This window comes from Paraburkholderia kirstenboschensis, assembly GCF_032806925.1.
GTDB lineage: Bacteria > Pseudomonadota > Gammaproteobacteria > Burkholderiales > Burkholderiaceae > Paraburkholderia > Paraburkholderia kirstenboschensis.
The window spans coordinates 2473870-2498038 of record NZ_CP136512.1 but is presented as its reverse complement, the minus strand read 5'-3'; the positions used below and the strand labels follow the sequence as shown (position 1 = coordinate 2498038).

The 24169-nt window shown below is 61.6% G+C and carries 26 protein-coding genes and 1 pseudogene; 14 read left to right on the top strand and 13 right to left on the bottom strand.

Annotated features, from left to right (window positions below; genetic code table 11):
- Nucleotides 1-326 precede the first annotated feature (326 nt).
- The 4 genes from RW095_RS20135 to RW095_RS20120 all read right to left on the bottom strand — a co-directional run bounded on the left by RW095_RS20135 (nt 327) and on the right by RW095_RS20120 (nt 3184).
- Nucleotides 327-1340 carry a hypothetical protein gene (locus RW095_RS20135; RefSeq protein ID WP_317017904.1) on the bottom strand — a complete coding sequence of 338 codons (1014 nt, stop codon included), beginning with the start codon at nt 1338-1340 and terminating at the stop codon, nt 327-329.
- Nucleotides 1341-1356: 16 nt separating this feature from the next.
- On the bottom strand, nt 1357-1584 hold the full coding sequence (locus RW095_RS20130; RefSeq protein ID WP_317017902.1) for an RNA-binding protein: 228 nt from the start codon (nt 1582-1584) through the stop codon (nt 1357-1359).
- 351 nt (nt 1585-1935) lie between these two features.
- Nucleotides 1936-2154, bottom strand: coding sequence for a DUF2964 family protein (locus RW095_RS20125; protein ID WP_317017900.1), 219 nt, complete (start codon nt 2152-2154; stop codon nt 1936-1938).
- 340 nt (nt 2155-2494) lie between these two features.
- Nucleotides 2495-3184, bottom strand: coding sequence for a CBS domain-containing protein (locus tag RW095_RS20120; RefSeq protein ID WP_317017899.1), 690 nt, complete (start codon nt 3182-3184; stop codon nt 2495-2497).
- 247 nt (nt 3185-3431) lie between these two features.
- On the opposite strand from RW095_RS20120, the gene adhP reads away from it, so the two are divergent.
- Together adhP and RW095_RS20110 are read left to right on the top strand one after the other, a co-directional pair.
- On the top strand, nt 3432-4457 hold the full coding sequence (adhP, locus tag RW095_RS20115) for an alcohol dehydrogenase AdhP (protein WP_317017897.1): 1026 nt from the start codon (nt 3432-3434) through the stop codon (nt 4455-4457).
- A gap of 386 nt (nt 4458-4843) precedes the next feature.
- Nucleotides 4844-5875, top strand: a complete 1032-nt coding sequence (locus RW095_RS20110) for an Acg family FMN-binding oxidoreductase (protein ID WP_317017896.1) — start codon at nt 4844-4846, stop codon at nt 5873-5875.
- A gap of 403 nt (nt 5876-6278) precedes the next feature.
- On the opposite strand, the gene RW095_RS20105 is transcribed toward RW095_RS20110, so the two are convergent.
- Both RW095_RS20105 and RW095_RS20100 read right to left on the bottom strand, forming a co-directional pair.
- The gene (locus tag RW095_RS20105) at nt 6279-6929 is read right to left on the bottom strand and encodes a hypothetical protein (RefSeq protein WP_317017895.1); all 651 of its coding nucleotides are present in this window, start codon (nt 6927-6929) and stop codon (nt 6279-6281) included.
- A 379-nt stretch (nt 6930-7308) separates the two neighbouring features.
- Nucleotides 7309-7662, bottom strand: a complete 354-nt coding sequence (locus RW095_RS20100; protein ID WP_317017894.1) for a hypothetical protein — start codon at nt 7660-7662, stop codon at nt 7309-7311.
- 231 nt (nt 7663-7893) lie between these two features.
- Between RW095_RS20100 and RW095_RS20095 the strand changes: the two genes are divergently transcribed.
- The gene (locus tag RW095_RS20095) at nt 7894-9525 is read left to right on the top strand and encodes an oleate hydratase (protein WP_317017893.1); all 1632 of its coding nucleotides are present in this window, start codon (nt 7894-7896) and stop codon (nt 9523-9525) included.
- Nucleotides 9526-9679: 154 nt separating this feature from the next.
- Here RW095_RS20095 and RW095_RS20090 read toward each other — a convergent pair whose 3' ends face one another.
- Nucleotides 9680-10195, bottom strand: a complete 516-nt coding sequence (locus tag RW095_RS20090) for a flavodoxin family protein (protein WP_317017891.1) — start codon at nt 10193-10195, stop codon at nt 9680-9682.
- A gap of 208 nt (nt 10196-10403) precedes the next feature.
- Between RW095_RS20090 and RW095_RS20085 the strand changes: the two genes are divergently transcribed.
- The 7 genes and pseudogenes from RW095_RS20085 to fnr all read left to right on the top strand — a co-directional run bounded on the left by RW095_RS20085 (nt 10404) and on the right by fnr (nt 15496).
- On the top strand, nt 10404-11240 hold the full coding sequence (locus tag RW095_RS20085; RefSeq protein ID WP_317017890.1) for a universal stress protein: 837 nt from the start codon (nt 10404-10406) through the stop codon (nt 11238-11240).
- 33 nt (nt 11241-11273) lie between these two features.
- Nucleotides 11274-11777, top strand: coding sequence for a universal stress protein (locus RW095_RS20080; RefSeq protein ID WP_317017889.1), 504 nt, complete (start codon nt 11274-11276; stop codon nt 11775-11777).
- A 39-nt stretch (nt 11778-11816) separates the two neighbouring features.
- Nucleotides 11817-11924 (top strand): annotated as a pseudogene (locus RW095_RS20075) (universal stress protein); the annotation flags it as partial.
- A gap of 233 nt (nt 11925-12157) precedes the next feature.
- Complete coding sequence (locus tag RW095_RS20070; protein ID WP_317017888.1) at nt 12158-13504, top strand: PAS domain-containing sensor histidine kinase; 1347 nt, start codon at nt 12158-12160, stop codon at nt 13502-13504.
- Nucleotides 13501-14151, top strand: a complete 651-nt coding sequence (locus tag RW095_RS20065) for a response regulator transcription factor (protein ID WP_317017887.1) — start codon at nt 13501-13503, stop codon at nt 14149-14151. Before RW095_RS20070 ends, RW095_RS20065 begins: the two co-directional genes overlap by 4 nt.
- 132 nt (nt 14152-14283) lie before the next feature.
- Nucleotides 14284-14715 carry a response regulator gene (locus tag RW095_RS20060; RefSeq protein ID WP_317017886.1) on the top strand — a complete coding sequence of 144 codons (432 nt, stop codon included), beginning with the start codon at nt 14284-14286 and terminating at the stop codon, nt 14713-14715.
- Nucleotides 14708-15496: a fumarate/nitrate reduction transcriptional regulator Fnr gene (gene fnr / locus RW095_RS20055; protein ID WP_317017884.1), complete on the top strand. Its 789-nt coding sequence runs from the start codon at nt 14708-14710 to the stop codon at nt 15494-15496. Before RW095_RS20060 ends, fnr begins: the two co-directional genes overlap by 8 nt.
- Here fnr and RW095_RS20050 read toward each other — a convergent pair.
- Both RW095_RS20050 and RW095_RS20045 read right to left on the bottom strand, forming a co-directional pair.
- Nucleotides 15483-16475, bottom strand: a complete 993-nt coding sequence (locus RW095_RS20050) for a zinc-dependent alcohol dehydrogenase family protein (protein ID WP_317017882.1) — start codon at nt 16473-16475, stop codon at nt 15483-15485. The genes fnr and RW095_RS20050 overlap by 14 nt on opposite strands.
- Before the next feature lie 57 nt (nt 16476-16532).
- Nucleotides 16533-16808 carry a DUF1488 family protein gene (locus RW095_RS20045; protein ID WP_317017880.1) on the bottom strand — a complete coding sequence of 92 codons (276 nt, stop codon included), beginning with the start codon at nt 16806-16808 and terminating at the stop codon, nt 16533-16535.
- A gap of 172 nt (nt 16809-16980) precedes the next feature.
- Here RW095_RS20045 and RW095_RS20040 point away from each other — a divergent pair, with 172 nt between their 5' ends.
- Both RW095_RS20040 and RW095_RS20035 read left to right on the top strand, forming a co-directional pair.
- Entirely contained in the window at nt 16981-17316 is a 336-nt protein-coding gene (locus tag RW095_RS20040; protein ID WP_317017879.1) for a c-type cytochrome, read from the top strand.
- 68 nt (nt 17317-17384) lie between these two features.
- Complete coding sequence (locus RW095_RS20035; RefSeq protein ID WP_317017877.1) at nt 17385-17759, top strand: DUF3564 domain-containing protein; 375 nt, start codon at nt 17385-17387, stop codon at nt 17757-17759.
- 288 nt (nt 17760-18047) lie between these two features.
- Here RW095_RS20035 and RW095_RS20030 read toward each other — a convergent pair whose 3' ends face one another.
- The gene (locus RW095_RS20030) at nt 18048-18260 is read right to left on the bottom strand and encodes a hypothetical protein (protein WP_317017876.1); all 213 of its coding nucleotides are present in this window, start codon (nt 18258-18260) and stop codon (nt 18048-18050) included.
- Here RW095_RS20030 and RW095_RS20025 point away from each other — a divergent pair.
- Both RW095_RS20025 and RW095_RS20020 read left to right on the top strand, forming a co-directional pair.
- Nucleotides 18254-19084 carry a LysR substrate-binding domain-containing protein gene (locus RW095_RS20025; protein WP_317017875.1) on the top strand — a complete coding sequence of 277 codons (831 nt, stop codon included), beginning with the start codon at nt 18254-18256 and terminating at the stop codon, nt 19082-19084. The two genes, RW095_RS20030 and RW095_RS20025, sit on opposite strands and share 7 nt — an antisense overlap.
- Before the next feature lie 286 nt (nt 19085-19370).
- The gene (locus RW095_RS20020) at nt 19371-20243 is read left to right on the top strand and encodes an endonuclease/exonuclease/phosphatase family protein (RefSeq protein ID WP_317017873.1); all 873 of its coding nucleotides are present in this window, start codon (nt 19371-19373) and stop codon (nt 20241-20243) included.
- Between the two features lie 284 nt (nt 20244-20527).
- Here the strand turns inward: RW095_RS20020 and RW095_RS20015 are convergent, their stop codons facing one another.
- From RW095_RS20015 to RW095_RS20005, 3 genes are all read right to left on the bottom strand, one after another.
- Complete coding sequence (locus tag RW095_RS20015) at nt 20528-21205, bottom strand: methyltransferase family protein (RefSeq protein ID WP_317017871.1); 678 nt, start codon at nt 21203-21205, stop codon at nt 20528-20530.
- Between the two features lie 215 nt (nt 21206-21420).
- Nucleotides 21421-22776 (bottom strand): C4-dicarboxylate transporter DctA, encoded by a 1356-nt coding sequence (gene dctA / locus RW095_RS20010; protein WP_317017869.1) that lies wholly within the window; start codon nt 22774-22776, stop codon nt 21421-21423.
- Nucleotides 22777-22953: 177 nt separating this feature from the next.
- Complete coding sequence (locus RW095_RS20005; RefSeq protein ID WP_317017868.1) at nt 22954-24120, bottom strand: mandelate racemase/muconate lactonizing enzyme family protein; 1167 nt, start codon at nt 24118-24120, stop codon at nt 22954-22956.
- Nucleotides 24121-24169: the final 49 nt, after the last annotated feature.

Genomic DNA, 24169 nt, shown 5'->3' with positions numbered 1-24169 from the left:
GCAGGTAACTCTTCGCCCGGTGGCCGCTTGGCGGGATATGCGCGGTCGGGAGTCAAGTTACCTGCTCGATCCCGCTTATGCAAACCGGTCCTGGTCGCCGCGCAGGAAATCGGTTTCCATAGATCGACAGAGCGGCCGAGGCAAACGTGCCCAAGGCAGCGATTGATTGTCTCTAGCCTGCACTCGAGGAAGCGGCTCTTGTATTGGGCCTTGGCCGAATACCCTTTTTGCGCTCGCGCGATGCTTTTGTCTGTTCATGGCCCCCACCTTCGTAGGCGCTCTCTTGCATTCACCGCTGGAGTGGGGCCCGCGCCGCCACCGCCACGTCACAGCGCCCGCATCGCCGCATCGTAATTCAATCCGGCTGGCAGCAAGTCGCCCCGGCTACAGCGCACAAGCGCGAATGCACGCATGCGGGGCGGATCGCCCGGCAGGTGTGCGACGTCGAATTCGATCCGATGACTACGGGGCGTCTCCTTGTCTTGCACCACGTTCATATGGTCGATCGACACCTGTTTTTTCGTCACATACAGGTGAGACGGTGGATCGGACAGCACTGCGCAGACACGACCAAGTTCCAGTTCGAGCAAGTCCGTCGGCACCCGCAGCGCCGCAAGACGGCTAGCGTTTTCCTGGATACTCGTCTCCACGCGCGCTAATTCACTAGCATCGTCTGACGGCTTGAGTCCGACGATAGCACCGACTCCGCTCCCGTTGCGCTGCAGCAGGGCGAGACGTTCCTCCAGCAGTTCCCGGCCTTTTTCCACCAGTTTGCGACGATCCGTGGCAAGCATCTCCAGTCCCGCGAGTGCAAGCTGATCGATGAGCCGCCTGCCGATTTCTTCGCGAAGTGTTTCCTCCGTGTTCCCACACATCCTCGTGCGATGGTCGCTGAAGCACAGCGTGGTCTGCGCAACGTCGTTGCGCATTGTCTCGCCCTCGAGCGCCACGCCGAGAACGTGGCGCATCGTTAATGCCATGCCCAGAACGGCATGGGCATGCTCCGAACCGGGATGATGATCGAAGTGCGCGCGCAGTTCGACAGAGCGGCTTAATGCGCGAGGAATATCAGAGGGAGTCGCAAAGAATGCGCGGATGCAGGGATCCGACGACCAGGCCTTTTCATTCGCCTCGTGCGGCGCGGGCAATGACCTGACAAGGTTGTCGACATAATCGGCTGCAATCGTCACCGCACCGGCAAGGCGCTCGCCGTAGCGCTCTGCCAGCCGTAACCGCGGATTGATCGCCAGAACGCGCTCGGCCGCTGCGTCGATCCGCTCGCGTCGCTGCCGCCCACTCTCTTCCACGCCCGGCCGAAACAACCTGTCAAAGAGGCTCATATGCTGTGCCGATCATTCACCGGAACCGAAGGTACGATCCGTCAAGATCTTGCGATCCGCGGCAGAACATGTCGTGCATGCGAGGCCGCAGGCGGCGCAGCAATTCAGCACCGACGCCGTTCAAGGTGTGCGCCACTGAGGGCCGAACGTCGTCGCCCGGGAAGTGTTTGATGCTGTCGAACTGCGGGAAGCCGTACTTGATGAGAACCGCGTTGTTACCCTCATCCGCCGGATCCGGATCCACGTTTCCACCACATAGATCTGCCATGATGACCGCCCTCAGTGAGCAATCCCCAAAGGCCAATGGCGCTCGGGGCTCGCCCAGCGGAATCCATGATGCCAGCGCGCCTCCATGCGGAAATCGGACCTTAGGCCTACAACACAAAAAGCGCCCATCGCATGGCCCGTGCGCTGTGAACAGACCGGCATCAAGAGTTTTATGACGAGTCACGCGGACGCGGTCTAGGAGCGCGGACTCGGGCCGCAAAGCGCGGAGAAGGCGACAACATGACTTCTTTCGATCCGGGACCGGCTTGGAGAAGGCACAAACACACGCCGACTGAACATGCTGACATGTGTTCACTGCGCAGTGCGGTTACCGCGGAGCCTCCTTCTTCTTTTCAGGTAAACCCGGGAGCGAAATCAGGTTGGAAGCGACAACCGTGATTACAACACCAATCAGAATTGCAAGTGCGCCATAACGAAACTCCGGGCTACGGTCATAAAGCAATCCGACGATGACGAAGTAGAGTCCGCCAAGCCAGATGGCGACTCCTACCAACGCGAACGCAACGCGTCTGTCCGATTTGTCCATCGCGATCTCCAACATGGGGCCCGCCGCCGTATTTCATATTAGTGCATCAGCCTTTGAAATGAAATTCGTCGGGTGAACTCATCACCAACAACGGGGCCGAATCGGGCACCGTTCGGACCGGTGCCTGGGCCGGTGTGGACACTTTCACGCCGATGTCTGCTGGAAGGCCCCGACTACATCCCCACCGAGACGTCCCGGCCTCGTGACTCGCTTACAGCAGACAGCAGCACGGCATCGCGTTGCGCCGCGGCAATGTGATCAATCAACGGCGACCATAAAATGCGTTGAGTCATGATGCCTCCGATCATGCATGCCGAACGGCCGGCTTGCCCGCAACCTGCTAGATGCCCGGCATCATCTGATACGGCTCGGTATGGTCCTCCACACCCTTGACACCTGGTACGTTCTGCGCCGCCACGCGAACGGCATTGATTGCCTCCGCCGACTGGAAGACGCCCCACAGGTGCACAACGCCATCGGTAACAACCATATTGCGACCAGCAAAGCCCCATTTGCGCCCCGCCAGTTCGCCCATCAGGACGGCGCGGATTTCGGCGTCCGAGAGCGTGGCGTCCGACACCGGTTCATCCGGCACGCTCGCGAGCGCCTGCACGAGATTGGCACGGCTAACGATGCCGACCACCCGCCCCCCTTCGGTCACGGGCACACGTTTGATGTGCCGTGCCTCGAGAATGCCGGCAACTTCGCCAAGCGGCGTGTCGGGCCGCACGGTCACCACCTCGGTGGTCATTACGTCGCTTACCTTGGTCGCGTGGGTCTTGACGTAATCGCGCGCCTCGTGATTCGCAGACCAGAAATCGAGCCACGACGCGCGCTTGCGCTCGTCGGTTCCGATCTCGTCGCGGCGAAGCAGATCACCTTCGCTGATCATGCCGGCAAGGCTGCCGTCCGCATCCAGCACCGGCGCACCGCTGATGCCGTTGTCGACAAAAATTTTGGCAACCTGACGAATGGTCGTGTCGGGCGTAACCGAAATGACTGTGGTGGTCATGACATCGGATGCACGCATGGGAAGCCTCCTGGAAAATGAACCGTTGAATTGAGGGGCAGACGGCGCACATGTGAATCCCTGGACGCCGGCACGCCTCTGCGCGATTTCAGATTAGGCCTGCACGACGCCCTTCCGTTTGACGTGGATCATCCCGGCGAGGCTTGCGTGCACCAGCATCTGTTCACGGTTGAATGACCCAGGTCAATTTCGTTGGATGGATGAAGCCGATACTGGACGCCACGCAACCATCGTGAGGAGAAAGGTCATGGCCCAACTTATGAAAGCTGCTATCGTCCACGAATTCGGTGCGCCTCTGCGCATCGAGGAAGTCCCCGTCCCGAAACCTGGGCGCGGACAGATTCTGGTCAACGTGAAGGCGTCGGGCGTCTGTCATACGGACCTGCACGCCGCTGACGGCGACTGGCCGGTCAAGCCGGTACTGCCGTTCATTCCGGGCCATGAAGGCGTCGGGTATGTCGCGGCGGTCGGTGATGGCGTCACCCACGTCAAGGAAGGCGATCGCGTCGGCGTGCCATGGCTCTACACGGCGTGCGGTCACTGCGAGCATTGCCTGGGCGGTTGGGAAACGCTGTGCCACCAGCAACAGAACACGGGCTACTCCGTCAACGGTGCTTACGCCGAGTACGTGCTGGCTGATCCGAACTATGTCGGGCATCTGCCTGCGTCCGTCGCGTTCGAAGACATCGCGCCCATTCTGTGTGCCGGCGTGACCGTGTACAAAGGCATTCGCGTGACGGACACGCGGCCGGGCCAATGGATCACGATCTCCGGAATCGGCGGGCTCGGCCACGTTGCGGTTCAATATGCGATTGCGATGGGCCTGCGCGTAGCGGCCGTCGACATCGCGGACGACAAACTGGCTCTCGCCCGCGAGCTCGGCGCGGAGCTGACGTTCAACGCTCTCGAGTGCGACCCCGCAGCCGCTATCCAGAAGGAAATTGGCGGGACGCACGGCGTGCTCGTGACCGCCGTCTCACGCAGCGCTTTCGCACAGGCGCTCGGCATGGTGCGCCGTGGCGGCACCGTGGCGCTGAATGGATTGCCGCCGGGCGATTTTCCTCTGCCGATCTTTTCCACGGTGCTCAACGGCATCACGGTGCGCGGCTCGATTGTCGGCACTCGAAAGGACTTGCAGGAATCGCTCGACTTCGCCGCGCAAGGTCGCGTGCGCGCGCGGATTCACCTCGACCGGCTGGAAAACATCAATCACGTTTTCGCGGAGCTGAAGAGCGGTAAGGTAGATGGCCGCATCGTGCTGAAGCTCGACTGAGCGGCGCAACTGAGCGCAATGTGGGCGGCCAGGAGAAGAGATCACTCCGGCCGACCTGGACACTGGCCAGCGTGAACGGAAAGCGTGTTCGACATCTTGAGCCAGACACAGTCCATCCCTTCGCTCAGACCCGCCAGTATCGCTTCGCGCTCCATGGGAAAAATCCTGCTGTGCATGAACTGGTGCTCGTCACATCGAAGAAACTTATCACTGGCGCTGCGAGGTGCCGGCCTACCTTCAAACGGTGGAATTGAGCGCGATCGCGGACGAGGTCGCTGCGGCCTCTCGCATGAAACCCGCTGGTTGCACGCCCGCTGATCCAGATCAATCCGCGTAGGGGCGGAGCTGACACAGTGGCAATATGGATTCGTGCAGGAGACCACGAGATGACCGCACTTCCGCAGACGGACGCCTGGTCCGTCGACGAACATCAACTGGACAGCACCGCGAGCACCGGCGAAAAGCTGCGGTTCGCGCTGCGCTATGCAGTGCTGGCGCCGTCCAATCACAACACGCAGCCTTGGCATTTCATCTTGGATGGCGACAGCGCGACGCTCTGCGCCGACCGGCTGCGGGCATTGCCGGTCGTCGATCCGTTCGATCGTGAGCTGATCATCGGTTGCGGCGCGGCGCTCTTCAACCTACGGGTGGCGCTCAGCCACTTCAGGCTCGCTTACGCTATCACGCTGTTTCCGTCGGGCCTGGATCCGGATGCGCTGGCGCATGTGCAGATCGTCCCAGATGGTCATTGTGACGCGGCACTTGCGCCGCTGCTCCCCGCGATTCTCAAGCGCGTCACGACTCGCGAAATTTTTAGGGACGAGCCGCTCCCGCTAGGTGCACTTCAACAGCTCGTCGACGCCGCCGAGGCGGAGGGTGCTGACGCCGTCTGTGTTTCGAGCGCACCGATGCGCGAAAAGCTCGCCGAACTCGTCGCGGAGGCCGATCGCATCCAGTTCGACGACCCGCGCTTTCGTCGCGAACTGGCGAGCTGGATTCACCCGCGACGCCGCGAGGACGGCATGCCCGCACTGTCGGACCGCATAACCGCGGTTCTCGATCTCGCCGCGCCGCTGTTTGCCTCAGTCATTCGCACGTTCGATCTGGGCGGGGGTCTTGCGGCTGCTCATCATGCGCTCGTTGAGGGGTCGCCACTTCTCATCTGCCTCGCTACGTCGACGGACGACGCAGCTGCGTGGCTCTCAGCCGGCCAGGCGCTCGAGCGGCTGCTGCTGGTCGCCGCAAATGCCGGCATCACGGCGTCGTATCTGAATCAGCCGACCGAGCTGAGCGCGCTGCGAGAGCGGCTGCGCACCACGCTAATGATGGACACAGTGCCGCAACTGCTGTTGCGCGTCGGCCGCGGCCGTCCGGCGGCCCATTCGCCGCGCCGGCCGCTTCCCGAGGTCGTGTCCTGAAGGGCCAACGCCTGTCCGATGAGGCTGCTATGAAGCATTTTTTCAGACTTGGCACTACCACGCCCAGTTCGACGGGTGCACGCCCTGCGAATGGCGAGGCCACACCGCGGATCGCCTTGCCGCCGCCCATGTTGAGCGGCGGCATGCCTATCATGGACGTTTTCTCGAAACGGCGCACGACTCGCCGCTTCGCCGCAACCAGTCTTGACGACGCGACGCTCGGCCAACTGCTGTGGGCCGCCAACGGCGTGAACCGAAGAGACTCCGACGGCAACGACAGACGCAGGCTCCTTCCGGTCTGGCACTCCACGAAATTGACGTCTACAAACCGCATCGCGGTTCAAGAACGTGGCGGCCATCTGTCTGCAAGGAACCAATTGCAAAGCCTTGATCTGTCCTCGAATTACCCGCCAAGCGCCATGACGCTTCCGATCAATACAACGCCTAACCCAGCCATGACCGCACCGGTCAAGAACGGTCGGCCATGGCCCGCATAGCGCCCCAGTGCCCAACCAGCGATGAACAAAAGAATGACCGCCGTGACGCGGGATGCATGCACCGCGATCTGAGTATCGCGCGTCAACAAGAAAGGTAAGACCAACGGGAATGTGGCGATGACAACAAGCAGGAAAATTGCGGCCGCAGCAGCGATGTCTTGCAGTTTGAGTATGCGGTGACCGTCGAAACTCAACGCCATCACTCTGCGCCGCATGCCGGCGAGTTCCTGCGGGCCCGTGATTGCGGCGACGTAAGCCGGCAGCGACTCTTTGATCAATGTCAGCCCGAGATCGCTGTCGGCTCCCACGATCTGTGCGGCTAGCGAGCGATTATGCATGCGTTCTGTGGTGGTTCTGACGAGGTACATCACCGCATCGACCAGGCCCCATGCCACGTTGCACCCGAGTGCCGCCGCCGTCGCAGCCCGCGCTTGTTCGTGTCCGCCCGTTCCAATCGATAGGGAACCAACAATAGTGATCGCCATAATCAGGCCGAAAAGCACCTCCGAGACTCGATCAATGGGGTCGAGCAGCCTGCTCAGCTTCAAGCTTGACATTAGATCCTCCGGCTTTACGTTGCACATCGTCGCACTAACGTGACATGCCGGTCGTGCGCCATCGGCCGGTCGCCAGGTCCGGCTGTGCCGAACACCATCCCCCCATCCCGTGTTTACGCATAACCGCAGACGGTGGTTGACGTGGGTCAGGCGAACAGATTCATGTTTCGGCGACATATGTGAATGAAGTGACCACTGCGATGAATTGCATTAAAAGCGGACGTTTTCACTGGCTTTCAAGATGACCTGAATCAAACGAATTGTCACGCGATCTCCTGGAGTAATCGTCAACGCCTGACGGAGTACCGGTGTGCATGACGAGATGTCCGTTGGCATGCCGTTACGAAGCGCTCACGCCTCGGGGAACTGACATCGCAAATCAAGCGCGAGCGACACGACGCCCCAGAAACCGCTCAGCGGCGTCGAAGGCTGCCCGCACCGCTTCATCTGCATCGGAGCTTTGCCGATGCTCGATGGGAATGAGTTCTCCGGTGCGCAGCACGAGGTCGAGGCGTGCGTCGAACAGGCGTTGGTTCGGAACGTTATCGGACATGTCAGGGCGCGCGCCCGGTACGTCGTACCCTGCATGTCCGCGGATGGCTTCCAGCGCCAGATGGCACCCGGAGATGCATCTGCCGAACCGCTCGAGACGCACCAGTTGCGCAGCCGCCTCAGACTCGATTTGCGCAGACCCCGCAAATCCGAGGTAGACGATCTGCATATCGATTCCCATACCGCCTCCGCGCGAACTGTACTTTCTGTCGACCGTTGCGGCAGCGAAAGCCACGTGGATCAGCGAGTCGATGAAACGATCATGGGCGCGTATCCATACCCGACGATTGACCTGCGTCAACGAGGTCACGGGGCCGCGCCACCGTGCGCCCCGTTGATCCAGCGCAACGCGCGTCCCCACTTCGCGGGTATGGTCTAAACGTTCACGGCCATTACATCGCGGGACCATCAAATGAATAAATCCGACTATGCCGACGTGACTGCGCTCACGCATCAGCCTCGCGACGAAGCGATTGATTTCGGCCATTTCTATCTTGTCGGCGGCGGCATTGCGTCGCTTGCGGCCGCGGCGTTTCTGATCCGCGACGCCGATGTGCCCGGCTGCCGCATCACGATTCTCGAAGCACTCGGCAAGGCGGGCGGCAGCCTCGACGGCGCGGGCACCCCGCAGGACGGTTACGTCGTGCGTGGCGGCCGCATGCTGGAAAGCAAGTATCTGTGCACGTACGATCTGTTCGACTCGATCCCCACGCTCGACGGCCGCAGCAGCGTGACCAAGGAAATCTTCGACTGGAACGAGACGATCCGCACGTCATCGAAAGCCCGGCTCGTGCGAAACGGACAGCGCGAAGACACCCCGGTCTATGGACTTGCCGAAACGCATCTGCTCACGCTCGGTCGCCTTTCGCTCGAACCGGAAGCACTGCTCGGCGATAGCCGCATATCGGAGCACTTCCAGCCGGATTTCTTCGAGACCAACTTCTGGATCATGTGGTGCACCACGTTCGCCTTTCAGCCCTGGCACAGCGCTGCCGAGTTCCGCCGCTACCTGCTGCGCTTCGCGCATATGACGCCGGGCTTCAACCAGTTGCACGGCATCATGCGCACTGTCTACAACCAGTACGACTCGATGGTGCGGCCGCTGCGCAAATGGCTAGACGAACGCGGCGTGGAATTTCGCACTGGCACGCAAGTGGTCGATCTACGGTATGACGAAAGCGGCGAACTGAACCGCGTTGCCGGTATCGTCTGCGAACGTGGTAACGGTCGCACGCAAATTCCCGTTGGCGAGCAGGACAAGGTCATCGTCACGCTCGGTTCCATGACGGCAGGGTCGAGCCTCGGCGCCACGAATCGCGCGGCGGTGTTCGATCACGACGACAGCAGCGGCGCATGGGCGCTCTGGAAGACCATCGCGGCCGGACGCAGCGAATTCGGTCATCCTTCGGTATTCGCCGATCACGTCGACGAGTCCCGGTGGCTCTCCTTTACCGCGACGCTGCATGACCCTACGCTGTTCCGCCTGATCCGCGATCTGACCGGCAACGTGCCCGGCGAAGGCGGTCTGATTACGTTCCCGCAGTCGAACTGGCTCGCGTCAATCGTGCTGCCGCATCAGCCGCATTTCATCGGTCAGCCGAAGAACGTCGAAGTGTTCTGGGGCTACGGGCTCTTCGTCGATAGGCCTGGCAACTTCGTCGCCAGGCCGATGGTCGAATGCACGGGCCGCGAAATCATGACGGAGCTTCTCGGCCATTTGCACATCGAGGCGCAGGCTCAGCGCATTCTCGACGACGCAATCTGCATCCCGTGCCTGATGCCATTCGTCACGAGTCAGTTCCTGCCACGCAAGCGCGGCGACCGGCCGCAAGTCGTGCCCGAGGGCTGGGCGAACCTCGCGTTCATCGGGCAGTTTTGCGAGTTGCCGAACGACGTCGTGTTCACCGTCGAATATTCGGTTCGCTCCGCTCAGACCGCTGTCTACACACTGCTTGGCTTAAACCGGGCCGCTCCGGCTGTGTATAAAGGTCAGCACGATCCGTACGTGGTGTACGGCGCGGCTTCCGCGCTGCGCAACCACTAACGCAACGATGTTGGTGCACCGGGCGCCGGGTCCATGACTCTCGACGAAGCACGCGCCTGCTTAAGGGGAACGCCGTGGAACTCGATGCGACAGCGCTGAAAAGTATTCGCGACACTGCTCTTGCAGGTCTTCGTGCCCTGGACAAGCCGGCGAATCAGCAAGCCCACTCCAGCGCCTTGTAATGCGCGAGATGACGTTCCAATCCGCCGACGAACAATTCGAGCGACGCCGTCGCCACGCCGCGCTGCACCTCGGCAGCCCGCACCTTGCATTGCGCGACCGGCGCCTTGCCCGCGAGCGCGCGCATTTCGTCGAAAGCGGCTTGGGCGCCGAGGCCGCCCAGGGTGCAGAAGAACCCGACGTGGCGGAACTTCGCGCGGTTCTGCAGCAGGTACGCGCGGACCGGCGCCGACACCGCGCCCGCCCAGACCGGCGTGCCCACGAGCACGAGGTCGTACCGTGACGGATCGAGCCGCGCTGGGACGATGTCGGCCGGCCGCTTGCGCCATGAGTCGACAACACAGCGCAGATATCCCAACGCTCCGCGACGCTCGCTGAAATCGCAGATTTCCTCGACGTCGGCGGACAGGGCGCGTGCAAGAGTGGTAGCAAGCATGCGCGTGGTACCGGTACGCGAGAAAAAGACGATAAGAACGCGTGGCTCGGACATGACTCGCTCCTTTGATCGAAAGCGCACTGCGCGCACTCGCGCCATGCATGTCCCGAGCATAGATGGCGACGCACGGCTGCACATGACCCAGGTCAAACCGCGCCGCGCCTGTGCCGCCGTTGATCTGTATCAACGGGACAGGCGCCATCGTTCCTAGACTCAAGCTCACCTGTCCTTGCGTCATGTTCATTCTCCCGGAGCGACCGCCATGAGCTACAAGACCATCGTTGTTCACCTCGACACGAGCCCGAACGCCCATCCGCGGCTTGAAACCGCACTGTCTCTCGCAAAACAGTTCGGCGCGCATCTGACCGGCGTATTCGCGGCGTTCTCGCCCGACCCGCGGTCCTTGTATGTGATGGCCGGTACCGCCGAGTACTACCGCGAGCATGCGGAGCGACGAGCGGAACGGCGCGCGGCACTCCAGCGGCTGTTCCATGCGGAACTTCGGCGTGCCGAGGTAGAAGGCGAATGGATCGCCGTCGACGAGTCCGCGAGCATTGCCGTGCCGCGACCTGGCCGCTGCGCCGATCTGATCGTGGCCGGCCAGGACAATCCAGGCGACGCCGAATCGTATGTCGGCGACCACTTTCCGGAGAACCTGATTCTTTCGAGCGGCCGTCCGGTGCTGCTCGTGCCGTATGCGCGCAGCGAACGGACGACGGGGAGCCGGATCCTGGTGGCGTGGGACGGCAGCCGGGAAGCCGCGCGCGCGGTGCATGACGCGCTGCCGTTCATGCGCGCGGCAAAAAACACCACGATTCTCACCGTCAACGGCATGCAAGAAGGCGCGAGCACACGGATTCCCGGCGCGGATATCGCCACCGTGATCGCGCGGCATGGCGTGCATGTTGAATTGGTCGACATTGAAACAGGAGCGGATGGCTCGGTCGGCGAGGTGCTGCTCTCGCAGGTGGCCGACGGAGGTGCCGACCTGCTGGTGATGGGCGGATACGGTCACGCACGCTGGCGCGAACTTGTGATGGGCGGCGCGACGCGCACGATTCTCAAGTCGATGACCGTGCCGGTACTGATGTCGCACTGAGCGCCGCGCCTCTTATTTCAAGGAGTGGTCGTCATGTACAAAAAAATTCTGGTTGCCGTCGACGGCAGCGAAACTTCGTCGCGGGCGCTCGCCGCCGCCGTGGATCTGGCGCGCGAGTCGGGCGCGAGGCTGCAGCCGCTTTTTGTAGTAGATGTGCCGCTGCTGACCTACGACGTGCCCGGCTACGATCCCTCGTATGTGCGCAATGCGCTCGTCGAGGAAGGCAAGCATGTGCTCGCCGACGCGGCTGCACTGATGGCCGCGTCGGGCGTCGAAGGACCGCCACGCCTCGTCGAAACCGAGTTCGCCGGCGACGACATCGCGCGTCGCATCCAGCTCGCCGCACAGGAGTTCGACGCGGACGTCGTCGTGATGGGCACGCATGGCCGGCGCGGTGTACAGCGGCTGATGCTCGGCAGCGTCGCCGAGCGCTTCCTGCGCATTGCCACCTCGCCCGTATTGCTGATTTCCGCTCGCTGCGCACCGTCCGCCAGCGCCGCCATGACCGCGGGCGACACGGTCAAGGAGCCGTCATGAACTGCGAATCCCGCTAAGACATCTCGAAGACAGCGGACACACGCGCTTCGTCTGGTGACGGGCGCCCATGGTCACACGCGTGCACAGGAACGCGTCCTCGGCGGTGTCACGCGCACCATGTTTCAGTCGATGACCACACCAGTATGAATGTCGCATTGAGCTGCACCATCCGCTGGCGCCGGTGCTGGCGGCTCGGCACTGGCATGAATCGGTCGTTTCGCCGACAATGAGCGCAACTATCGGCTTTGCGCGCGGGAGTCCACGGTCCACGTCGACTGCGGCTCCGCTCTCAACCGAAGCGCCTGCCTGTAGCGCCGCCGTGGCGGCGACGTCTTGCAGCGCAACAGATCCTTGTCTGCAGTCGTTCCAAAGAGGCGCGCATGCCCGTCAACGGTAAGACGCCCACGCCGCACACTGCGGTGGCGCACGAGCGGTTGAGCTGGTTTGCGGCGCGGCCCGCACTCGCGGCAGCCGCCGCCTTCGTCGCCGCACTGGCAGTGATGCTGGCCGCGCGGCGCTGGTTCGATCCGGTGCTGCTCATCTGCGTCGCTGCCGCGTTACTCGTTGCCACGAGCGCATTCATGCTCATGCGCGCGCGCCGGGAAGCCTCTAGCGCGCACAGCGAGGCAAGCGCCGCGATCAGTCAGTCCGGCGTGAACGAAGCGCGCATGATGGCGATCATCCGTTCGTCGATGGAAGCGATCATCACCATCGACGAACAACAGCGGGTCGTGCTCTTCAATCCAATGGCCGAACAGGTTTTCGGCTGCTCGGCAATGGATGCGATCGGCGCACCGCTTGAACGCTTCATCCCCGAGCGGTTTCGCGCGGCGCACGCCCGGCATGTCGAACAGTTCGGCGTGACGGGCGTCTCCGATAGGCAGATGGGCCGGCAACGCGTGCTCTCGGGCTTGCGCGCAAACGGCGAAGAATTCCCGATCGAGGCCTCCATCTCGCAGATTCGCGACGGCGGCGCGAGGCTTTACACCGTGATGCTGCGTGATGTCACGGAACGCGTCAGAGCCGAGGAGGCCCAGCAGCGGGCGCGCGAGGAACTGCGCGAACTGTCCGCCAATCTGCAGAAGATCCGCGAAGAGGAAAAGACGCGCATCGCACGGGAACTGCACGACGACCTCGGTCAGCAACTGACCGCCCTGAAAATGGACATCTCATCGGTCGAAGAAGCGCTGGACGGGTCCGCGAGTGAGCTGGTGCGCGACCATTTGCAGGGCATGCGCCGTCTGATCGACGTGACCGTGGCGTCGGTTCGCCGAATCGCCGCCGATCTGCGGCCGGTGATGCTCGACGACCTCGGACTGATCCCCGCAGTCGAATGGCTCGCGAACGACTTCACGAACCGCTACGGCATCGACGTCGAGCGCGACATCGAAACCGGCGACGCACGCTTCAGCCCTGCAGGCGCGACCGCGCTCTTCCGGATCGTGCAGGAAGCGCTGACGAACGTTGCGCGCCACGCCGACGCCACGCGCGTCACCCTCAGCCTGCGCGCTGGCGACGAGGGCGTCGTGCTGCGCATCGCCGACAACGGCCAGGGCGTGCGTCGTGACGGCGAACCGGCGGGCAAGTCGTTTGGTCTGCTCGGCATTCGCGAACGCGCCCACATGCTCGGAGGCGCCGTCGACATTCATTCCGCACAAGGCAACGGTTTTGCATTGAGCGTCATCATTCCAGCGGAGGCGGTGAAGATGCAGGAGTTGCAATCATGACCCGGGTCTTGCTCGCCGACGATCATGCACTCGTGCGCGACGGTCTGCGTCATATTCTCAAGGGCGCAAGCGGCTTCGAAGTGGTGGGCGAAGCAAGCGACAGCGCGAGCACCGTCGCGCTGATTCGCGCATGCGCCGCCGATGTGCTGGTGCTCGACCTGTCGATGCCGGGCCGCAACGGCGTCGAGCTGATCAAACAGATCAAGGACGAAAAGCCGGCGCTGCGTATCCTCGTGCTGACGATGCACGCCGAGCAGCAATACGCGGTGCGCGCGTTCAAGGCCGGCGCGTCCGGCTATCTGACGAAGGAAAGCGCGAGCGCCGAGCTTGTGGCGGCGGTGACAAAGGTGGCCGCGGGCGGCGTCTACGTGAGCCTTGCGATGGCCGAGCGATTCGCGCAGAGCTTGAACCAGCCAACCGACCTGATGCCGCATCAGCGTCTGTCCGATCGTGAATTCGACGTCCTCAAGCGCATTGCCGCCGGTCAGACCATCACGGAGATCGCGGCGGAGCTGTGCGTCAGCGCCAAGACCGTCAGCACCTACAAGACGCGCATTCTCGAAAAAATGCAGATGCCGCACGAAGCCGCGCTGGTGCGCTATGCAATGCGTCACAAACTGGTCAGCGACGAAGAGGACGATATCTGACCGCATTCGCAGCCCCGCTCACGGGCTAGGACGCCTGATGTAGGAAACGCCCTACAGCCCTTCTTCCCTGCCTACTCCAAGTTCGCTGCGCGCCGATTTTATTTTGAGATGGCGCAGCCGATACTTCGAGGCATGAACTCAAGCCTCAACCACCCCGCCCTGCGTGTTTTTCTCGTCGACGATGCATTCCCGGTACGGCGCCGTGTGGCCGCGCTGCTCGGCGCACTCGACGGCGTGGAAATCGTCGGTGAAGCCGAGGAGCCCGGTGCCGCCGTCGCGGGCATCGAGGCCGGCGCAGCCGATCTCGTGGTGACGGAGTTGCATCTGAACGGCGGGAGCGGCATGGAGTTACTGGCCCTGCTCGCGCAACGCATGCCGCACGTCATCGCGATGGTGCTGACGAACCGTTCCGGCGCCTGGTTCCGGCGCGCGTGCCTGACGAGCGGCGCGCAGTACTTTTTCGACAAGACTCGCGAATTCGAACTTGCGCGAAGCACGATCCAGCGGATTGCCAGTGAACATCATGCACGCGCCCTTCTTCAATCAGGAGCACATCATGTCTGACGTTGCCGCTGATCCGGTCAGCTCTCGCACATTCGTCGCGCTGCAAGTTGCACCGGCGCCGGCACAGGGAGCCGCCACCGACCGCGCGCCGCGCAAGGACGGGACGCGCTGCTCGTCGTGCTCGATGCGCCCGATGTGCATGCCGCAAGGCCTGACGCCCGAGGAATTGCAGAGAATCGAAGCGCTGATCTGCACGTCGCGGACCATCAGGCAGGGTGAGACGATCTTCCGCGCGAACAATCCGTTTCAGAGCATCTACGCGGTGCGCGCGGGGTCGTTCAAGACCGTCGTGATGCACCGCGACGGCCGTGAGCAAGTGACGGGCTTTCATCTCGCCGGCGATTCGCTCGGGCTCGACGGCGTGTGCTCCGGTCACCATAGCTGCGATGCGGTCGCGCTAGAAGACAGCAAGGTCTGCATCATCCCGTTCAATCTGCTCGAGACGATGTGTCGCGAAGTGAAGGCCGTTCAGCAGCACGTGCACCGCATGATGGGCAGCGAGATCGTGCGCGAATCGTCGCAGATGATGCTGCTCGGCACGATGTCGGCGGAACAACGCGTGGCCACGTTCCTGCTGAATCTGTCGGAGCGCCTCCGAAAGCGCGGCTATTCGCCGGCGGAATTCCACCTGCGTATGACGCGCGAGGAAATTGGCAGCTATCTGGGCATCAAACTCGAAACGGTGAGCCGGATGCTGTCCCGGTTCCAGCGCGACGGGTTACTTGACGCGCACGGCAAGGACATCCGGATCCTCGATCACGACGGCCTTACTCGGGTTTGATGGCGAGCACGGCTGCGCCCGTCAGACGGCCATCACGCAGATCGGCGAGCGCGCGATTGGCATCCTCCAACGCGTAAGTCGTGGTTTCGAGCGTAAGCCGCGTCTCGCCCGCGATGCGCATGAAAGCCAGCCCATCGTCGCGGGTCAGATTCGCGACTGACAACAGGCGCCGTTCGCCCCACAGCAACGAATAGGGAAACGACGGAATATCACTCATGTGAATTCCTCCGCAAACCACCACGCCGCCTTTCACGACCGCCTGCAAAGCCTGTGGAACGAGCGCGCCGACCGGGGCGAACAGCAAGGCCGCATCCAGCTCGTCGGGCGGCGCCTCGTCGCTGGCGCCAGCCCACGCCGCGCCCAGCCGTAGCGCGAGTTGCTGCGCCGCCTGATCGTCGGGCCGTGTGAATGCGTACACCGTGCGCTGTTGATGACGCGCCACCTGCGCGACGATATGCGCCGCGGCACCGAAACCGTAAATGCCGATGCGCCGCGCGTCGCCCGCCATGCTCAAGGTGCGATAGCCGATAAGACCTGCGCATAGCAACGGTGCCGCCTCGACATCGGAGTACTGTGCTGGCAGATGAAAGCAGTACCGGCTGTCGGCCACAGTGCGTTCGGCGTAACCGCCGTCGATCGTATAACCGGTGAAGCGGGCCTCATCGCAGAGATTCTCCCGAGCCGACAGGCAGTACCGGCAAACCCTGCACGTGTGGCCGACCCACGGCACGCCCACGCGATCGCCGACGGCGAAACCTCTGACGCCCGCGCCCAGTTCCGCTACCGTGCCGACGATTTCATGGCCAGGAATAACAGGCCGTTTGGGACGATCAAGGTCGCGATCGACCAGGTGAAGGTCGGTGCGGCACACGCCGCACGCGTGAACATCGATCAGCATCTGCCCAATGCCGGGCGTAGGGTCCCGCACGTCGTCTTCACGTAGGATCGGCGAGTCACCGTCGAAAACCATCGCGCGCATAGGAATTCCCCTTGTACTTCACCAGCCCTTGTTCGGCCTGGAAGGCCCCCGTGGGCTTCAGTCGCAAAAGCGAAAGTAACCACTGTGCATGAGCACCGGCTTTGCGCCGATCTCGTTGAGCAGGTTCCTCGCGGCGTGTTCGATGCGACGCCAATTCAGTTCGAACGCGGCGAGCAGATCTTCTTCGCGCAGTGAAGCGGCTCCGAAGTGATCCTCCAGCGCCTCGGCGGCAATTGCGCACTGCACGCGAGTGCCATCCACTTCCGCGGGGAACACGACGACGAAATCGCGCGCGCAGTACTCAGGGCACTCCTTGGGAAAATGAATCTTCATGACATCCGCCTGCTTGTAGGGCGTGTGCGGTCTGTGCGCCGCGCGCCTGTCATTAGCATAGGATCTATCCGCGGTGGGTCAAATTCGCGCGCCGTGCTCCGGTTGATCGAGGTCAATGGCAGCGCAACGCCCCACCGTAGACTGAACTCATTCCGTCGCACAGGGGCGCGCCATGAACGCCTTACCCCGCAGCTGGCGTCTGGCATGTGCCACGTTCGCGCTGTTTGCCGCCGCCACGCAGGCCGAGCCCGAGCCGGCCGCGCTGGTGGATCAGCATCACTGCTTGTTCTGCCACACGCGCGATGCGCCGTTCCTCGCGCCGTCGTTCGAACAGATCGCCGCTCGCTACCGCGATGTGCCCAACGCGCAGTTCATGCTTGAGCACAAGCTACGGCTGGGAGGTAAAGCCCATTGGGGAGACATGGCGATGCCGCTGCCGGCCGACCGCGGCGGGCCAATATCGGCGAAAGATGCACACACGCTGGTGCAATGGGTACTCAGCCAATGATCGCCCTGAAGAAAACCGCGCTTCCCGTAGTCCGGGTTAGTTGACGGCAGTTACGTTCGGAGATTGTCATGCGCCTTACAGTTCATCTCGACACATTTGATCGCGCGCATCCGATGGCTTTTGCCATCCTCTGGCTCGACAAGGACTCGCGGCAATGGTCGCGCGAGGGTCATCTCGGGCTGGAACTGCCGGAATGGGGTTCGTTGCACATGGATTGCGGCAATACGCTCGTGTGCGGCCCCAACGACGCAACACCTGTATGCGTTCTTGAAGGGTTGGATCTCAACGGTTGCGACGGTCCCTTTGAAGGCGAGACCGGTCGCGCCCAATGGTGCGCGAAGCGCGGTCGCACGCTCATGGCCGGGCACTGGCATGTCCAATGTATTGATCACGAGCAGGCAGCGCCCGAGCATGGTCTCTTCGCCGGCGGCGACGACGTTTGAATCGCTGAGCCGACCGATATCCCGCCCCTCCAATACATTACTCTGGACAACGAGAACCTGCTTTATCGCCGGCTTCTCGTGATCAATTCGTGCGAACTCGATTGGACGTTGATACGCTTGACAGGCTCGTGCGAAGCGACACTACTCACTGCCAGTCCGGCTTCTTGACACGACGTCGAATCCGCCTATCGCACTGTATTTCGCTTGCGAGGGAAACTTCCAAAGAACGAAGGCGGCGTTCATGCGCCCGCGTTGGAATCGGCGGACTCTGGCCGAGCTAACGCGCGCTCAGACAGGCGGTCCATCGGTATCGCCGGGCTCCACGCTCGGCTGCACCAGCCGATGCGTCCAACCCGTGCGGTCGTTGATCGCATCCATCACGAGTTCCGCGATGATGTGCCCCGTGGACTGACCCGTACGCTGCACGACGGCCGTGACAGTGTGAGGAAACGCCACATCCGGCGGCAGGCCGTCGTACACGATCAGCGAAGCAAGTGGCACTGACCCAGCCAGGCGCGAGCAAGGCACTCCAGGAAATCGAGACCACCTTCGGCACCACCCTCTTCAACCGCACGAACCGAGGGCTCGTTCCGAACGAGATCGGTCACTGTGTCATCCGATACGCGCGCCTCATCCATACCGATCTCTCGCATCTGCGCGAGGAGATCGTCGGCATAATGAGAGGCCATGGAGGCCGCGTCGCGGTTGGCTCCATCATGGGCGCAGTGCCGCTCGTCACGGAGGCGATCTCCTCACTGGTGGAACGGCATCCGGGAATGTCCGTCGAGATCGTTGAAGATACGAGCGCGACCCTGCTGAGCATGATCGATGCTGGAAGACTCGATCTGGCTATCTGCCGCACGACGATCAGTCAGACTCCTCACTTATACGACAGCATCGATCTTCAGGAAGAAACATTGGCTGTCGTCGCTAACGTTCAGCATCCGCTCGCCCGCGCGAAGAAACTGACACTGCGCGACCTGTCGGGATATCGTTGGGTGGTGTACCGGGCAAACATGCCGATGCGACTGTTACTGGAGCGCGAGTTTCGCGACGCCCGGATCCGCTTCCCCGTCCATCTGCTGGAAACGACCTCGATTCTGGCCACGCTCACGCTGTTGCAACTCAATCCCTCGTTCGTTGCACTGGTATCGATCGACGTCGCCCGGTTTTTCGCCGGTCAAGGCATGACGCGAAGTCTTCCGCTCGTGTTCGCTTCGCAGAGTGAACCGTATGAACTCGTTACCCGGAAAGGTGCACCCGTGTCGGCCGGGGCGCGCCTGTTAATTGACGAACTGATCGGCGCGCGTGCCGGGAAAGCATAAACAGGCAGAAAGCTTCGTGTTTAGCGGCTGAGTGCCGCGGGGCAAGTGGCGGCCCATGACGGCTCTGCTTGTGTTCAAACCTCAGTCTGGAATGCACGTCATTATCGGCCGAGCCGATTTGACGACTGGAATGGCGTCAAGTGCAGCGTCGCCGGGAATAACCTAACCTCTATGAGGCGGGCGCTCACAACCAGGCAAACAGTTTGTCGTTTCCTGGGCATTCGCGGCTTATCCGTTGGACGCCGCGGCGGTAGACTAGGAATCATGGCTTCTGAAGGGGGACGTCATGCGTCTCGTCGACTGGAACATCCAGTGGGGACGCGGTGTAGACGGCCGCGTCGACCTCGCCCGCATTGTGCGCGAGGCAAGAGCGCTGTGCGATTTCGACATCCTGTGTCTTCAGGAGGTCACGCGCGGCTTTCATGAGGGACAGGCGCAGGGCGGATTGGCAGGCGGCCCCTCTGCCGATCAGTTCGCCGAACTCGCCGCGTTGCTGCCGGGCGCGACTGTGGTCGATGCGATCGGTTCCGATCTTCCGCCTATCGGGGCCGCACGACAGCGGCGTCATTTCGGCAATGCAATCGTGAGCCGACTGCCTGTCAAGCAGGTGCTGCGTCATTCGCTCCCGTGGCCGGCCGACCCCGCCAAGCCGTCGATGCTGCGTGTCGCTCTCGAAGCGGTGATCGAAACCGATATTGGCCCGCTGCGCATCTTCAGCACTCATCTTGAGTTCTACTCCGAAGCACAACGGCTGGCGCAAGTGACGAGGTTGCACGAATTGCATAAGGAAGCGTGCGACCATGCCCGCCGTCCCGCAAAAGCGGAAAAACTGGACAGTCCGTTCGCCGACACTGCACGTCCGATGACTGCCATCGTGTGCGGTGATTTCAACAGCGCTTTCGAAAGTTCTGCTTATTGCAGGATGCTGGAGCCGATTCCCGGCGCGCCCGCCTTCGCCGACGCATGGACCTGCGCGCACCCCGGTGCCCGGCGGGCCGCGACAGTCGGTCTATATGATCACGAGCAATGGCCCGACGGACCGTTCGCATGCGATTTTGTTTTTGTCACAGAGGATTTGAAGCCGCGCATCGTGGGTTGTGACGTGGACCAGAATAGCCGCTCGTCCGATCATCAGCCGCTGTGGCTCGAATTGCGCTGATCCACGATCACGGATATGGGCAAGCCATGGCTACCGCGACCAGGGCAACAAGCGCCGAACCCCGCGGCAACCTCTCTGCAAGACGCGCGCCGGGCCTCACGTATGCAGCCAGATGACCGCTTTGCCGGAGGCGCGAGAGGGCCATACGTCTTTGGCGGGCTACGCAGGCGCTAGCTGGAGCGCAAACAAGCGCCAGCTAGCGGCGTTCAGCGTCCGGACATTGTCAAAAGACCTCGTGGTCTACACCCCGGGAACACTGATTCCTTGTAATGGGTGGCCCATTCCTACCAGACATGCGGGATGAGACGATACCGCACCCGGCTTGCGTATTCGTTGTAGCCGTAAAGATCGCGGCGCAAGATCTTTTCCTCATCAAGAAGCCTCCAGAAAAGCACCGGCAGAACTAGCGGGACGAGACAGATCGTGAGCCAGGAGCCGAGTGCAAGCGGCATGCCGATGAAAAGACAGAGCGCGCCAGCGTACATCGGATGACGAACATACGCGTAGGGGCCCGTGTCGATCACTTTGTGATCATCCGCAATACTAACGTTGGCGGCTGCATAACTGTTGACCTTCAGTACCCAGAAAATAAAGAGGAATGACAATACGATCACCATTTCCCCCACAAAGGACAGGTAAGCAGGTACAGGTGAAAGTCCGACGCGATAGTCGAGCGGAGGTAGGATGAGGAAGACAAAAAAGGCCAGGATGATGAGCGACACGATGATCTTCTGCGACCATTCTTTCTCATGCTGTGGTCCGGCATTCATGCGGCGCTCGAGAAGCGGCCTGTCGTAGAGGGCGAGATAGACGGTGAAGCCAATGGTCGAGACGGAAAAGATTGCGATAAAGAGCCATCCTTGCCAGTAGCGCCACGAACCCGCAGGCAAGAAAATGAAGGCGACGAATACAGCCATTCCCACTACTCCTCGGGCGATGGCTTTTTTGTAGAGCGGATCCATGACATGAATCGTATGCCCACCGCTTCACCCCTGCAATGCGCGGCCGCTCCCCGCATCCAACAGGAAGCGTAGCAGCCAGTAAGCCGCGTCTCTGCGAACCGGGCCTCGGCGGGACGTCATTGACCGCGTGGTAATCGAGAGCCGCCTCGCGGAAGCTCACTGTTTCTGACTGCCTGGTCATGGCTGCGGTACTCGGATCAGGACTGACTGGACCGTCAATGAGTGTGAGGGCGAGGTGTGACGTCGTTCGAAGGCGTGGGAGCAGTCGGTGCCACATCGAACGACTCCAGTGCATCAATGCTCGTATCGGTGCGATCGAGCATCGCGCGGGCCTTGTTCATATCAAGCGCCCCTTCCCATCGGGCTACCACGATGGTGGCGACGCCATTGCCGATCAGGTTCGTAACTGCCCGAGCCTCATTGAGGAAACGGTCGACGCCGAGCAATAGCACCAGTCCGGACACAGGGATTTTGTGCATGGTGGCCAGCGTTGCTGCCAGCGCGACGAACCCTGCTCCTGCTACACCGGCAGATCCCTTGGACGTCAGCAACATCACGCCAAGCAGCAGCAACTGGTCCCAGATCGTCAGGTGGATGTTCATCGCCTGAGCTATGAACAGCGCGGCCATGGTCAGGTAGATCGCCGTACCATCGGCATTGAAGGTGTAACCAGTAGGCAACACCATCCCGACGACAGGTCGTGAGCACCCGAGCTTCTCCATCTTGATGAGCATTTGCGGCAGGACCGCTTCCGTTGAAGCCGTACCGAGGGTAATGAAAATTTCGTCCTTGATGTAGCGGAGGAACTTCCACAGCGACAGCCCGCTCAGCCGCATCACAAGTCCAAGGAAGACAACCACGAAGATGGCACACGTCAGATAGAGGCAAGCCATCAATTGCCCGAACGACGCCAGCGTGCCGATCCCGTATTTGGCAATAGTGAATGCCATGCCGCCAAAGGCGCCGATTGGGGCCACATACATGACGATCCGAACAACGCCAAACATGCCGTGAAGGAACATGTCGAGCATGTCGACGAACGGCGCCGTGCGGGGACCGAGCTTGGCGAACGCGATTGCAAGCAGCACCGAGAAGAAGATGATCGGCAAGGTATCTCCATTCGCAAATGCTCCGACAATGCTGTTCGGAACGATGCTCATGAAGAACTCGAGCAATCCATGCTGACTTGCCGCATGGGTGTACGTTGCAATGGATGAGCTGTCGATATGAGCGGGATCAATGTTCATCCCACTGCCGGGCCTGACGATGTTTACGACGACGAGACCCACTATCAGCGCAATCGTCGATGCGACTTCGAAGTAAACGACTGCCTTGACGCCCACCCGGCCCGCCTCATGAAGGTCAGTCATTCGCGCGATACCGACTACGACAGAGGCGAAAATGATCGGGGCAAGCAGCATCCTGATCAGTTTGATGAACAGATCGCCGAGCGGTTTGAGTTGAGAACCGATGTCAGGATAGAAGTGGCCGACGAGGATGCCGGCGATAATGCCTATCAGGACCTGAACGTAAAGCCTGGAAAGAGATTTTCCGATCTTTGAAACCCGCATGACTGTCTCCTATGCGTGGCGTCTTTTGATGAAAGTCAGGTTGATACACTCCGCAGCGTTGGTTACCGCCGCGGAGTGTGCGAACCGATTTCGCCTGCGTTCCCTATGCCTATTTTTATGAACGCCACGCCGACTCTTTTGTCGGCGCGTTTTGCCGCGAGTTAGCCTGTTAGTGGCTTATGCGGACAGCTTTTTCATTTCGGCGTAGAGATCGGCCTTTCCTTCGAAGCCGATGCCAGGCAGATCGGGCATCGTGATGTAGCCGTTTTCCACCTCTACGCCGTCGGGGAATCCGCCGAACGGCTGGAACAGGTCCGGATAGGATTCGTTGCCGCCCAAACCGAGGCCGGCCGCGATATTCAGCGACATCTGGTGGCCACCGTGCGGAATGCAGCGGCTCGGCGACCAGCCGTGTTGATGCAACATATCGAGCGTGCGCAGATATTCCACGAGGCCATAGCTCAGCGCGCAGTCGAATTGCAACCAGTCACGATCCGGGCGCATGCCGCCGTAACGGATCAGGTTGCGCGCATCCTGCATCGAGAACAGGTCTTCGCCGGTCGCCATCGGTTTGTCGTAATAGTTGCGCAGCGTTGCCTGTAATTCGTAGTCGAGCGGGTCGCCTGGTTCTTCGTACCAGAACAGGTCGTATTGCGAGAGCGCTTTTGCATACTGGATTGCCGTGTCGAGGTCGAAGCGGCCGTTGGCGTCGACGGCAAGTTTCTGTCCGTCGCCCAGCACGCTCAGAATTGAGTCGATGCGGCGCAGGTCTTCGTCGAGCGAAGCGCCGCCGATCTTCTTCTTCACGACCGTATAGCCGCGATCGATGTAGCTGCGCATCTCGTCTTTCAGCTTCTCGTGGTCCTGCCCCGGGTAGTAGTAACCGCCCGCCGCGTACACGAAAATCTTGCGATCTGGCTGGCCGTTACCGTAACGGTCAGCCAGCAACTGGAACAGCGGCTTGCCTTCGATCTTCGCCACCGCATCCCAGATTGCCATGTCGATCGTGCCGATTGCGACCGAGCGCTCGCCGTGACCACCCGGCTTCTCGTTCATGAACATGGTCGCCCAGATCTTGTGCGGATCGAGGTTGTCGCCGGCGTCGTTGACGAGCGTGGCGGGATCGGCTTCGAGAATGCGCGGAATGAAACGCTCGCGCATCAGCTTGCCCTGGCCATAGCGGCCGTTCGAATTGAAGCCGTAACCGACTACCGGTTTTCCGTCCCGGATGACATCCGTCACGACGGCGACGAGACTCAGCGTCATCTTGCTGAAGTCAATGTAGGCATTGCGGATCGGGGAGCTAATCGGAATGGTCTTTTCGCGGATTTCAACGATTCTCATGACACGGTCTCCTGAGTTTGGGCACGTATCGGATGCATCTGGCTGCAAT